At 58.7% G+C, this 12,395-nt stretch carries 13 protein-coding genes; 6 read left to right on the forward strand and 7 right to left on the reverse strand.

Translation table 11 applies throughout. From position 1 onward, the window contains the following. Positions 1 to 8 precede the first annotated feature (8 nt). Complete coding sequence (locus JHD64_RS10055; RefSeq protein ID WP_239688579.1) at positions 9 to 767, reverse strand: amino acid ABC transporter substrate-binding protein; 759 nt, start codon at positions 765 to 767, stop codon at positions 9 to 11. A 190-nt stretch (positions 768 to 957) separates the two neighbouring features. Continuing rightward, a complete protein-coding gene (locus JHD64_RS10060; protein ID WP_199053159.1) occupies positions 958 to 1,332 on the reverse strand; it encodes a hypothetical protein in 375 nt (124 codons plus the stop codon). A gap of 123 nt (positions 1,333 to 1,455) precedes the next feature. Here JHD64_RS10060 and JHD64_RS22475 point away from each other — a divergent pair, with 123 nt between their 5' ends. Continuing rightward, positions 1,456 to 2,787: a dienelactone hydrolase family protein gene (locus JHD64_RS22475; protein WP_199053160.1), complete on the forward strand. Its 1,332-nt coding sequence runs from the start codon at positions 1,456 to 1,458 to the stop codon at positions 2,785 to 2,787. 346 nt (positions 2,788 to 3,133) lie between these two features. Here JHD64_RS22475 and JHD64_RS10070 read toward each other — a convergent pair whose 3' ends face one another. Together JHD64_RS10070 and JHD64_RS10075 are read right to left on the reverse strand one after the other, a co-directional pair. Beyond that, positions 3,134 to 3,370 carry a hypothetical protein gene (locus JHD64_RS10070; protein ID WP_199053161.1) on the reverse strand — a complete coding sequence of 79 codons (237 nt, stop codon included), beginning with the start codon at positions 3,368 to 3,370 and terminating at the stop codon, positions 3,134 to 3,136. A gap of 484 nt (positions 3,371 to 3,854) precedes the next feature. After that, on the reverse strand, positions 3,855 to 4,109 hold the full coding sequence (locus JHD64_RS10075) for a hypothetical protein (protein WP_199053162.1): 255 nt from the start codon (positions 4,107 to 4,109) through the stop codon (positions 3,855 to 3,857). 175 nt (positions 4,110 to 4,284) lie between these two features. Between JHD64_RS10075 and JHD64_RS10080 the strand changes: the two genes are divergently transcribed. Continuing rightward, a complete protein-coding gene (locus tag JHD64_RS10080) occupies positions 4,285 to 5,706 on the forward strand; it encodes a PLP-dependent aminotransferase family protein (protein WP_059285390.1) in 1,422 nt (473 codons plus the stop codon). 176 nt (positions 5,707 to 5,882) lie between these two features. Here JHD64_RS10080 and JHD64_RS22480 read toward each other — a convergent pair whose 3' ends face one another. After that, a complete protein-coding gene (locus JHD64_RS22480) occupies positions 5,883 to 6,281 on the reverse strand; it encodes a nuclear transport factor 2 family protein (protein WP_199053163.1) in 399 nt (132 codons plus the stop codon). Between the two features lie 135 nt (positions 6,282 to 6,416). Here JHD64_RS22480 and JHD64_RS22485 point away from each other — a divergent pair, with 135 nt between their 5' ends. Beyond that, positions 6,417 to 7,283 (forward strand): LysR substrate-binding domain-containing protein, encoded by an 867-nt coding sequence (locus JHD64_RS22485; RefSeq protein ID WP_370540948.1) that lies wholly within the window; start codon positions 6,417 to 6,419, stop codon positions 7,281 to 7,283. On the opposite strand, the gene JHD64_RS10095 is transcribed toward JHD64_RS22485, so the two are convergent. Together JHD64_RS10095 and JHD64_RS10100 are read right to left on the reverse strand one after the other, a co-directional pair. Next, positions 7,273 to 7,512: a hypothetical protein gene (locus JHD64_RS10095; protein WP_199053165.1), complete on the reverse strand. Its 240-nt coding sequence runs from the start codon at positions 7,510 to 7,512 to the stop codon at positions 7,273 to 7,275. The genes JHD64_RS22485 and JHD64_RS10095 overlap by 11 nt on opposite strands. 44 nt (positions 7,513 to 7,556) lie before the next feature. Further along, positions 7,557 to 8,708, reverse strand: a complete 1,152-nt coding sequence (locus JHD64_RS10100) for a GGDEF domain-containing protein (RefSeq protein ID WP_059285386.1) — start codon at positions 8,706 to 8,708, stop codon at positions 7,557 to 7,559. Positions 8,709 to 9,094: 386 nt separating this feature from the next. Between JHD64_RS10100 and tig the strand changes: the two genes are divergently transcribed. The 3 genes from tig to clpX are packed head-to-tail and all read left to right on the forward strand — an operon-like array spanning position 9,095 to position 12,356. Further along, a complete protein-coding gene (gene tig / locus JHD64_RS10105; RefSeq protein ID WP_059285385.1) occupies positions 9,095 to 10,402 on the forward strand; it encodes a trigger factor in 1,308 nt (435 codons plus the stop codon). A 24-nt stretch (positions 10,403 to 10,426) separates the two neighbouring features. Then, positions 10,427 to 11,059: an ATP-dependent Clp endopeptidase proteolytic subunit ClpP gene (gene clpP / locus JHD64_RS10110; protein ID WP_199053166.1), complete on the forward strand. Its 633-nt coding sequence runs from the start codon at positions 10,427 to 10,429 to the stop codon at positions 11,057 to 11,059. Between the two features lie 16 nt (positions 11,060 to 11,075). Next, positions 11,076 to 12,356, forward strand: a complete 1,281-nt coding sequence (clpX, locus tag JHD64_RS10115; RefSeq protein WP_059285383.1) for an ATP-dependent Clp protease ATP-binding subunit ClpX — start codon at positions 11,076 to 11,078, stop codon at positions 12,354 to 12,356. The last annotated feature ends 39 nt before the right edge of the window (positions 12,357 to 12,395 follow it).

Below are 12,395 nucleotides of genomic sequence, written 5' to 3' on the forward strand. Positions count from 1 at the left end.
GGATGCGCTTAGTGCGACACGTCTTCGCCAAAGTACTTGAAGGAAATTTTCTGATAGCTGCCGTCAGCCTTGATGTCAGCCAGCGCCTTGTTGATGGCGGCCTGCAGCTGCGGGTTGCCCTTGCGGAAAATGATGCCGGAGAAGTCGGCGTCCTTTTCGGTGGCGGCAATGCGCAGTTTGGAGTTGGGCTGGTGCTTCTTGTAATCCAGGAAGGACAGGCTGTCGTTGATGGTGGCATCCACGCGGCCGGAAGCCAGCAGTTCCAGCGAATCGTTAAAGCCTTGTACCGGAACGACTTCTGCACCGAAGGATTGCGCCAGCTTGCCGAAGTTGCTGGTCAGGGTGTTGGCGGACTTCTTGCCCTTGAGGTCGGCAAAGCTCTTGATGGGGCTGTTGCCATTGACGATCAGCGCGGCCTTGGAGGCGATATAGGCGTTGGAGAAGTCGTACTTGGCCTTGCGCGCTTCGGTAATCGACACTTCGTTGGCCACGGCGTCGTAACGGTTGGCATCCAGGCCGGCAATCAGGCCGTCCCATTTGCCTTCGATGAATTCGGCTTTCACGCCCAGCTTGGCGGCTACGGCCTGGGCAATTTCCACATCAAAACCCACCAGCTTGCCGCTGGCATCGTGATAGGTAAACGGGGCGTAAGTGCCTTCAGTACCCACGCGGATGACACCGGCGGATTTGATTTTGGCCAGGTCTTCGGCGGCGGCGAGGCCCGGCAGAACGGTGGCGAGCAGGGCGGCAATGGCAAATCGTTTCACAATGTACTCCTGGCTGTTGTTTTGTTTGTCGTCCCGCCATCCGGCGGTCTGGAAGGACTATAACAAGCCAGGCTTATTTCCAATAAACAAGAATTTACTCATTCATTATCAGAAAATTGAATAATGATTTGCGCCATTACTGACCTCTCCGCATCGTCTTTCTGGTGATGAACTCGGACCAGCCTGCAAGTCAGGGTATGCTATGCCATATGACTGAAATGGCGGGCTGCAGGAAATTGGCGCGCCGGGAAACATTTTTCACTTTTTCATATTGAGTACATAAGGTATGGGCATGGTGTGGTCGGCTTGGCAGGATGGCCCAGTTAGCAATAGGGGAGTATTCAACAAGAAGTTGCAGCGGGCCTGGCACAGGGTTTTCCTGGCGCTGTTGCTGATTGTCGCCGCGATGACGGCACAGGCGGAAACCCTCGCGGAAACCCAGCCCGGTAATGCCCGGCCGCTGGCGTGGCAGATTGACCCGGTCAGTACTGGCCGCCAAAGCGAGGCTGGCGAGGTAAAACTGAACCTGGCCATTCATCTGCCAGCCGACGGGAAAATCAGGCATATCGTGCTTTACCCTTCGCCCAATGGTCAGCCTGCGATAAAAAGTACGGCAGGTGGGCCGCACATAGACCTGAACGGGCCATGGATACGGACAAGCGCAGTTCTTGAGCAAAAAGGCATTGCCGTGGCCTTTGCCGACCCGCCGGACGACGCTGCAGGCCATGCGCTGGAGAACCGGCCATCCTTGTCGCTGCGCCGCGATTTACAGGCCGTGCTGGATTATCTGACGACCAGATATCCGGGCGTCCCGGTCAGCCTTGGCTTGTTTGCCGGCGAGGCCGTGCCGGTGCTGGATGTGGTTTCCCGCCTTGAAGGTGTGCATGGCGTCATCGTGGTCAGTGGCGGTTTTCTCAAGGCCAGAACCAAAGACTGGCATGGCATAAAAACCCCGGTCTTGCTGATTCATGCACCTGGCGCGCAGTGTGATGCCGCCCCTTATCCGGAAGCCCAATACCTGGCCCGGCTCAATGGCTTTGCACTGGTGCAGGCGCGTTATCCGCAAACCGAATTCAAGCCGGGCTGCGGCAAAGGCAGCCAGCATGTGCTTGCGGCACTGGATGATGAGTTTGCCGCCCTGGTGGCCCGCTGGCTGGATGGCGCGGCGGTGGCTGCGTACATAGGTCATGGCGACATGCTGCCAGCCTGGCACGAGGAAATTGTCCACTATGCCGTCCCTGCAGTACTGGGACATGCCGAGCTGGAAATGACGCTGTTGTTTCCGGATGGGACGGGGCCGTTTCCGCTGCTGGTGTTCAACCATGGCGACATGGATCTGGATAGCCCGCATGTACGGGACAAGCAGCGCTTTCGCGACATGATCGTTGCGCGCGAGTTTCTGTATCACGGCATTGCCGTGGCCTTTCCCTCACGCCAGGGCGTGGGGCTTTCCGAAGGGGGATTGCAGAATCATTTCTCCATCAACGATGCCGCGCCACTCTACAAGGCCAAGGCGCAATCGGCAGATATTGTCCCCGCCATCGACTATCTGAAATCAAGAAAGGAAATCGACCCCGGGCGGATTATCCTGTCCGGGCAGTCTGCCGGTGGGTATTGTGCGATGTATCTGGCCGGCATCAATATTCCGGGCGTGATCGGCGTGGTGAATTTTTCTGGCGGGCGCACCACGAACAAGACGGCCAGCGGCGGGCCGGAATATCGCAACCAGATGATGATTGATGGCTTTGCCGAGGTGAGTAAAACCGCGCACGTACCGGTTTTGCTGATTTTTACCGAAAACGATAGCCGTTATTCCGCCAATACCATCCAATCCTCGCAGGATGCTTTTGTCAGTGCGGGGGGCAAATCCACGTTACTGCTGTTGCCGCCCATTGCCGGCGACGGGCACTTTGTCTTTCACCAGCCGCAGCTATGGCGCGCGGCCTTAAGCAAGTATCTGGGCGACATCGGAATCAGGCCGCTGCCGCAGCAGGAGCGGAGAGTGCAGGCAGATCCTTGAGGAATCTGCCCGTACTCATGATTGCCGTGCTCAGCCAGCCGCTGGCGCTTGCTTATGACTGCGGCAGTGTGGTGGCCGCCTGCCATTCATTGCCATACAGCTCCGGTTCGGCATATTGCTGCAGCCTGGCATAGTGCTGATCGATGTCTTCTTCCAGTAAGCTGGCAAGCAGGCCGGAAGCCAGCCGTTGCGCACCGTCGCTGACTTGCGGAATATCACCGGCGCTGGCGCCCTGCGACAGGGCTGCCGCGTAGTTGAAGCAATGTATCCGCTCCAGTCCCGGCAGGCTGCCGGGCTGTTTTTCCAGAAACTGGTATGGCGAGCCAAGATAAGGCGAACCGGCCAGCTAGCGATCCGGCGCGCCGGGCAGGCTGGGGTAGTGGTCCTGCCACAGCCGCACATGGCCGGCGATGCGGGCATATTCCGGCCGCTGTGCCCAGTCGGTGCAAAAGCCGGTGCAGAAGATGACGAAGTCGGTATTCACTTCGCCCAGATTGCTACTGAGCACCACCTTGTCATCCACCAGTTGGGCGGTTTCCACCTGAATGCCGAAGTGAAAGCTGGCATTGGGGTGCTGGGGCATTCGTAGTACTCCAGTGTTTCTTGAATAGGGAAGGCCAGAAGGCTGGCTGAATTGCTGCACTCTGAACCGGGGATGCCCGACTATGTCACTTCGCGGCCGTTTTGGTACTGATCTTCACTTTTATTGTCATCGCTGATTTGCAGGATTTTTGGCACTGTTTGCGCTTTAATTGCCACGGGCTGCTCAACTCACAGCCGATCTGACACGTCCTTGCCGCCACCTTTCCCTGTGATGGAGGAGGGTGTTTCCATCCAGTTTCTGGTTGTCTTGCTGTGATCTGAAAATAAAAACACCCTGCTTGATGGCAGGGGGCGGTGACGGCAGGCTTTCGCCAAAACCACCATTGGCGCAGGACGGATTGATGGACTGGTTCCTCCTGCTCAGCCGTCAGCCGCTGATGGCGACCAATGCCGGGACGATCCAGTTGCCAGTGCCAGGCCAGGCTGGATTTCCGCTAAGCCCCCCTGGCTGGCCGCCAGTCTGGCTAGTTGCAACTGGCCAAGCGCAGCGGGCTGTGCTGCCCGGTTAGTTGCAGGGCCAATGTAACCGGTCCACCCACTGCCTCCAGTAGCAGGATTTCACCACGGGCCTTGCCCGGCTGCCAGCTGGTACCGCGCCCCAGAATAACATCCTGGCCGCAGTAGCTGATCCAGATGCGCCCCTGCTGTACCTGCAAGGACTGCGGCAGTTGACCGCTCAGACGTATCAGTTCGCCACGCTGCAATATCAGTGTGCTCATCTTGCTGCTCCCTTGCTGTTGATGAACAACAGCTTAGAGGGTGAAGCACGGTCCCCGGTAGCCACACAGTTGCCGATATATCGCCATGACAGTTGCTGTTTTGCGGCAACTGTACTGCCTGTTTTTGTGCGTAACTGTCCGTGGTGAGCTGCCGGCAATCCCTTATCATGGCTGCATGGATACCCAGCCCCTCTACCTGCAACTGGCGGATGATATTGCCGCTCAAATCAGCGCCCGCGTGCTGCGTGCCGGCGAACGTCTGCCTTCCCTGCGCGAGATGAAACTGCGGCGCGGACTCAGCCTGAGCACGGTGCAGCAGGCTTTCCGCCGGCTGGAGGACCTGGGGCTGGTGGAAGCCAGGCCGCAGTCCGGCTACTTTGTCCGCTATCGCAGCGAGCCCGGACATGCGCTGCGACTGGCCGCCCCTACCGAAGTGGCGGTCGATCCGCTGCTGTGGAGCTATGTGGAGGACCAGTCGGAGCAACGCACCGAGCGGATGCAGGGCTTTCGCAGTGCCGTTGCGCCGCATGCCCTGTTGCCGGTTGCCCAGTTGCAGCGCTACACGCTGGATTGCATGCGCCGGCACCCGGACTTGCTGTCCGATTATGGCCGGCCCAGCGGCTATCTGGATTTCAAGCGCCAGATTGCCCGGCTGGCCATGGAGTGGGGTGGCCAGCTACACCCGGAGCAGCTGATTGTGACCCAGGGCACCATCGAGGCGCTCAATCTGGCTCTGCGTGCCCTGACCCAGCCGGGTGATGTCGTGGCGGTGGAGTCGCCGGCCTATTTTTCTCTGCTGTACACGCTCAAGGCGCTGGGCCTGCGCGTGGTGGAAATTCCTACCGACCCGGTCAGCGGTATTTCGGTGGAGGCACTGGAGCTGGCCACGCGTGATGCTGCCATCAAGGCGGTGATTCTGGTTCCCAATTTTTCCAATCCACTCGGCGCGCTGATGCCGGACGCTGCCAAGGAAAAGGTGGCCGACATGCTGGCGGCGCGCGGTATCCCGCTGATCGAGGATGATGTCTACGGCGAGTTCTACTATGGCCGGCAGCGGCCACGCCCCATCAAGGCCTTCGATCGCAGCGGCAATGTGCTGTACTGCGCCTCGCTCACCAAGGATGTGGCACCCGGCCTGCGCATAGGCTGGATAGATCCTGGCCGCTATCGCAGCCAGGTGGAGGTGCAGAAATACCTGAGCACCCATTCCACGCCCACCCTCAATCAGGCGGTGCTGGCGCGTTTTCTTGCAAGCGGTGCCTATCCGCGTCACATGCGGCGCTTGCGCCGTGCCATCGCCAGTCAGATGCAAGGTTTGTTGCAGGGCTTGGCGCAACATTTTCCGGCAGACGTGCAATACACGCCGCCACAGGGTGGTTTTGCCCTGTGGCTGGTGTTCCCGCAGGGCTTCGACAGCCTGGCCCTGCATCAGCAAGCGCGGCAGGAAGGGATAGGCCTGGCACCCGGCCCGCTGTTTTCGCCACGTGGCGACTACCGCCACTGCCTGCGGCTGTCGTGTGCCGAGCCCTGGACCGAGGCCCAGCAGGCCAGGCTGGTACGACTGGGCGAGCTGGTACGCCGGCAATATGCCGACTAAAACTGGCAGGCAGCCGACCCGCCATGGCTGCCAATGCCGCAGACCGCGGGGGCAATCAGCGCATCTGCCTGAATTGGCTGCTGCGGAGGATGACGCAGCCGGTTTTTTGTAATGACTTCCCTGATTGGCTGGATGGGCTGGCTGGCCAGATTAAGCAAGCGGGTCTGCAATGTGCGCTAAACAAACCGGTCGCCCAAATCAGCACGGATTTGATGTGTATCGTAAATGATGACCAGCTTTTCAATCAGGCCTTGCGCATTGAAGTCAAAGACATCGATGCAATCGAAACAGACCTTGCTGCCATCACGCAATACCCAGTCGTAGCGGAAGTAGGCATTGGCGGAGTGCTTGCCTTGCGTGCTGTGGAAAATATCCAGCAAGGTAATGCGGCTGTTGCCGGATGCGTCGGCCAGTTTCGCGTAAAACGGCCTTGGACTGACCCAGCCCAGCAAGGGCGAGTAGATGCGGGCATCGGTGGCAAACAAGGCGACAACACCGTCTACATTGCCCTCTTCCAGTTGTTGCAAGTACTCTTGCAGTTTGCCGGCAAACTGCTTCGCTTCTGCGTCAGACATCGGTTTCACCTGTTTCTCATTGGAAGCCAGACCTTAGCAAGGATGATCGTGAGCGGCATATCGACTAATTCTGAAGAGGGGGATGCAGAGCATGCATACCCCCTGGCCACCTTGACGCGGCCCTTGCCGTCCATGATGGGATTGCAAGCCTTTGTCGCGGTGGCGAAGCTGGGCAGCCTCACCCGTGCCGCCCGGCAACTGTGTCGTACCCAGGGGGCGGTCAGTCGACAGATTCAACAGCTGGAACAGTTTTATCAGCAGCCGCTATTCCAGCGCACACCCAGTGGCATGAGCATGACCCCGTATGGCGAACGCCTGTATGTGGTGGCGAACAAGGCACTGGGGAGCTTGAGCGGTTTCTCCTGCCATTCGCCGCAGCAGCCGGACCGGATCCGGCTGCGTTTGCCTTCCACCTTTGCCTTGCGCTGGTTCCTGCCCCGCCTTGCGGCCATCCAGCGCTGCCTGCCGGCTATCCAGCTGGAAATCAGCACCACGGTGATCGATAAGCCAGAGTTTGGCACCGGTGATTTTGATGCCATGATTGTGCGGGGACATGGGCAATGGCCAGGCTTGAGGTCGGAGCTGCTGTTTGCCGAGCAGCTCACCCCGATGTGCAGTGCCGAGCTGTCGATGGATCTGCCGCAGCCCGCTGAGCTGGCGCAGCAGCGGCTGATCCACGCCAATGGTAGCCAGCAAGAATGGCAAGCCTGGTGGCAAGCCTATGCGACAGGCCCCATGCCGGGGCAGCAGCTGTATTTCGACTCTCTGGACGCTGCGGTGAATGCCGCCACACAGGGTTATGGTATTGCCTTGGCTGACCCGCGATTATTTCAGGATCAGCTGGGGCAGGGCGCCTTGGTCATGCCATTTCCCCAGTGGTGTAGCGGGGAGTATGGCTATTATCTGGTGCACCCTGCGTCAGCTGCCGACCTTTCGCCGCTACGCTTGCTGGCCGCAACCCTGCACTCGCTGCTTTGCAATACCGGTTCGACTACCGGATAGCGGCGGATACCTCTCCGGTGACCATGATGGGCATGCTGGCAACGCCTGCAATATCGCGGGCGAATTCCAGAAAGTAGGCTTCCCCCGCCAGGGTGCGGCCATCACGCGTCTGGCCGTGCATGGCCGGGGCTTCGTAGCTGCCCCCGGACAGCTCGATCAGATCCACGCCCAGCGGATTCAGCCACTGCACCACCTGCCGGGCATCATCCGCACTAAAGCCACCGCGCATGGATTACAGGCTGAATGCCGCTAGAGTCACCCCGCCATCCCTGGCTAGACTGCCGGCGCAGTCTGACGGCGTTGCTGAACCCCGTTGCGCCCGGCATGTTTGGCGGCATAAAGCGCTTTGTCGGTGGCGGCTAAAAATGCTTGTTCGCTGTCGCCGCTCTGCCACTGGGCCAGCCCCAGGCTGACGGTGGCGTGCAGCGCACGGGCGCCATGGGCCAGTGGCGAGCTGGCAATCGTATTGCGGATCGCTTCGCACATGATGAAAGCCTGCTCCATGCTGGTGTCGGGCAGCAGGATGGCAAACTCCTCGCCGCCAATGCGGCATACCAGGTCTTGTGCACGTACCTGGTGTTGCAGCAGCTTGGCAATGTGGCACAGCACCTTGTCGCCGGTGTCGTGGCCGTAGTTGTCATTGATGCGCTTGAAAAAATCGATATCCAGCATGGCCAGGCAGAACGGGTGCTGGTCCAGCTGGTGGCGGAATTGCAATTGCGCCAGCCTGGAATAAAAGGCACGCCTGTTGGCCAGACCGGTCAGCATGTCGGTGCTGGCCATCAGCTGGATGCGGTTGACCAGCGCATCAGAAAAATGTTCGCCAGCCAGCAGGGCGACAAACAGAATGATGGAGCCCGACAGCAGCACCCCCAGATTCAATAGGCTGATCACCGTGGGGCCGAGGGTCTGCACGCTTGGCGTGGCGGGCCACTGCATGAATTGGAAAAAGGAAAACCACCCCAGGCAGATTGCGCAGACGATGGTCATGCCGCGGCGATCGCTGATGGGGACGATGAGTGGCGCAGTCAGGAAAAACAGCAGGAAATAAAAGTGCGAGCCGAACAGTGTGCCCTGTCCGCCAAGAATGCCCGCCAGCACCGTGGTCTGGCAGATAAAGCAGGCTTTCCAATAATGAGGCGGCTGGCCGCAAGCCTGGCGCCAGCGGAACCACGCCACACCGGCGGCGGGGATGGGCATGTCTTGCAGGCAGGATCGGGCCAGCTCGCCATTGCCCAGCACGAGAAACAGCAGGTAGTAAAACAGCACCATCAACAGCACCAGCGCAGGAACTGCATTGGTAATGTATTGCCGCCGCCGCAGTGTGCCGTTCAGTGCGGGATCCACGCCCGCAGTGATCCAGCGCCACGCCAGGGTGAGGGCAATGGGTGGCTTGGGCGTGGTCGTTTGATGGGGTAGGCCCATGGCGGCTCATCCAGATTATTCATCGTCTTTTTATTCAGCATAGCGAAAAACCGGAAAATCACTGTGATTGCTTTGGTGACCTGTCATGGTCCGTATAAAGAGTCCGCCTGCTGCGGTATTGGCCATTGACATGACCCTGCATGGGCAAGCCTTTGCGCCGCGATTCGCCTGCATACAAAAACAGGGTGCATGTTATACTGCGCGTTTTCGCAATGGGATGCGGGCCTGATCGTTGCTGCGCGCGCACAGCAGGGCTTGCACTTGTAGCCGGGGCTTGTGGCCCCATATAGAGCCGAAGCCTCCCAAGGGTTTCACCTGTTTTCCAAAATACGAAATGTTCGCGCAAAGGCCGAACTCGTATTCAGATGACTAGTTAAGGATTGAACATGCAAGTACAACTGGAAACGTTGAGCAATCTTGAGCGCCGCATGAACATCGCTCTGCCGATGGCTGCCATTGATGCCCAAGTCACCGAGCGCCTGAAGCGCGTGGCACGTACTGCCAAGATTCAAGGTTTCCGCCCGGGCAAGGCTCCGCTGAAAATCGTTGAAGCAAACTACGGTGCCCAGGTACGCGAAGAAGTGCTGGGTGAGCAGGTTCAGCAAGGTTTTTACAGTGCAGTCAGCGAACAGAAGCTGCGCGTTGCCGGCTATCCGCGTTTCGAGCCGGTAGCGGCCGAAGGCGATGTCGAGAATTTCAAGTTTGCCGCGACCTTCGAGGTTTACCCGGAAGTCAAGGTTGGCGAACTGGCCGACAAGGAAGTCAAAAAGCCGACCACCCCGGTGACCGATGTCGAAATCGACAAGACCATCGACATCCTGCGCAAGCAGCGTACCCGTTACAACCGTGTTGAGCGCGCTGCCGCCGAAGGCGACCGCGTGATCATCGACTTCAAGGGCAGCATCGATGGCGTGCTGTTCGATGGTGGTTCCTCCGAGAACTTCCCCTTTGTATTGGGCCAGGGCCAGATGCTGGCCGACTTCGAAACCGGCGTGACCGGCATGAAGGAAGGCGAAGTCAAGAACGTGGAAGTCTCCTTCCCGGCTGACTACCATGGCAAGGACGTGGCCGGCAAAACCGCCGTATTCGAAATCACCGTGAAGAATGTTGCCGAAGCGACCCTGCCGGAAGTGAACGAAGAGTTCGCCAAGCAGCTGGGCATTGCCGATGGCGACGTGGAAAAAATGCGCGCCGAAATTCGCAAGAACGTCGAGCGTGAAGTGAAGCGCCGTCTGCAGGCCCGCACCAAGGAAGCCGTAATGCAGACCCTGCTGGATGCCACCGAAATCACCCTGCCCAAGGCACTGGTGCAGCTGGAAATCGGCCGTCTGATCGAGCAGGCACAGCGTGACATGCAGCAACGTGGCATGAATGTCAAAGACATGCCTTTCCCGCCGGAACTGTTTGCCCAGCAAGCAGAACGCCGCGTGGCCCTGGGCCTGATCCTGGCTGAAGTGGTTGACGCCAACAAGCTGGAAGCCAAGCCGGAACAAGTGAAGGCGATGATCGAAGAATTCGCCGACAGCTATGAGCATCCGGAAGAAGTGCTGACCTGGTACTACGCCAGCGCCGACCGTCTGGAAGGCCCGACCTCCATGGTGCTGGAAGACAATGTGGTGGAATTCGTTCTGTCCAAGGCCAAGGTTGAAGTAGAAGAATTGTCCTTTGATGCCCTGATGGGTAGCAACGCCTGATAACGACACAAACGGAGTTGGTCGATGAAATCGATGATTGAACCGCAAGGGCTGGGCCTGGTGCCCATGGTAGTGGAGCAGAGTGGTCGTGGCGAACGTGCCTATGACATCTACTCGCGACTGCTGAAGGAGCGTATCGTGTTCCTGGTAGGGCCCGTCACCGACGAATCGGCCAACCTGGTTGTGGCGCAGATGCTGTTCCTCGAGTCGGAAAATCCGGACAAGGACATCTACTTCTACATCAATTCGCCAGGTGGCTCGATTACGGCGGGCATGTCCATTTACGACACGATGAACTTCATCAAGCCGGACATCTCCACGCTGTGTATCGGTCAGGCAGCCAGCATGGGGGCCTTCCTGCTGTCGGCAGGGACTCCGGGCAAGCGTTTTGCCCTGACCAATAGCCGCGTGATGATTCACCAGCCCCTGCTGTATGGTGGTGGTCTGAGCGGCCAGGTGACCGATATCGAAATCCATGCCCGCGAGCTGGTGAAGGTAAAGGGCAAGATGAACGAGCTGCTGGCCAAGCATTCCGGCCAGACCATGGAACGTCTGCAGGCAGATACCGAGCGCGACAATTTCATGTCCGCCGAAGAAGCCCGCGAGTACGGTCTGATTGATAAAGTGCTGAGCTCCCGCAAGGATGTCACGGCGTAAGCAGTGGAACTAGCTAATGGCTGATAAAAACAGCAACGAAAAACTTCTGTATTGCTCTTTCTGCGGCAAGAGCCAGCATGAAGTCCAGCGTCTGATCGCCGGTCCCCAGGTCTTTATCTGCAATGAATGTGTCGAGCTGTGCAATGACATCATTCGCGAAGAACTGGAAAAGGTGGTTGGCGAAATCGGCGATGCCACGGGCACTGCCACCGCACTGCCCACTCCGCAGGAAATCCGCGCGGATCTGGACCAGTACATCATCGGTCAGGATTTTGCCAAGAAGACGCTGTCCGTTGCCGTGTACAACCACTACAAGCGGCTGTACACCCCGGCGGGCGACAAGGATGAAGTCGAGCTGGCCAAGAGCAACATCCTGCTGGTGGGGCCTACCGGCTCCGGCAAGACCCTGTTGGCACAGTCGCTGGCACGGCTGCTGGATGTGCCTTTTGTGATTGCCGATGCCACCACGCTGACCGAAGCCGGTTATGTGGGGGAAGATGTCGAGCACATCATCCAGAAGCTGCTGCAGAAATGTGACTACGATGTGGAAAAGGCGCAGCGCGGCATTGTCTACATCGATGAAATCGACAAGATTTCGCGCAAGTCGGAGAATCCGTCCATCACGCGTGACGTGTCGGGCGAGGGCGTGCAGCAGGCACTGCTCAAGCTGATCGAAGGTACGGTGGCTTCCATTCCGCCGCAAGGTGGGCGCAAGCACCCCAATCAGGAGTTCATCCAGGTTGACACCACCAATATCCTGTTCATTTGCGGTGGCGCATTTGATGGTCTGGAAAAGATCATCCGTCGTCGCTCGGAAAAGGGCGGTATTGGTTTCGGTGCCGAAGTCAGTTCGCGGGATGACAGCAAGTCGACCTCGGCCCTGTTCAAGGAAGCCGAGCCGGAGGATCTGATCCGCTTCGGCCTGATTCCGGAACTGATCGGCCGTCTGCCGGTGGTGGCCACGCTGGAAGAGCTGGACGAAGAGGCCATGGTCACCATTCTGACCCAGCCGAAGAATGCGCTGATCAAGCAATACCAGCGCCTGTTCCAGATGGAGTCGGTGGAGCTGGAAGTCCGTCCGTCAGCCTTGCGTGTCATCGCCAAGCAGGCGCTGATCCGCAAGACCGGTGCGCGGGGTCTGCGTTCGATTCTCGAACGTGTGCTGCTCGACACCATGTACGAACTGCCGTCCATGGAAAATGTTGAAAAAGTAGTGGTAGATGAAAAGGTTATCGAAAAAGGTGAGAAGCCTTTGTTCATCTATCGCGACAAGGGCGACGAAGTCCAGTCGGCCTGAGCTTTTCGGCTGTGATGGAAAACCGCCCGTCATGGGCGG

It is taken from the genome of Aquitalea sp. ASV15 (genome assembly GCF_016429115.1).
Lineage (GTDB): Bacteria > Pseudomonadota > Gammaproteobacteria > Burkholderiales > Chromobacteriaceae > Aquitalea > Aquitalea magnusonii.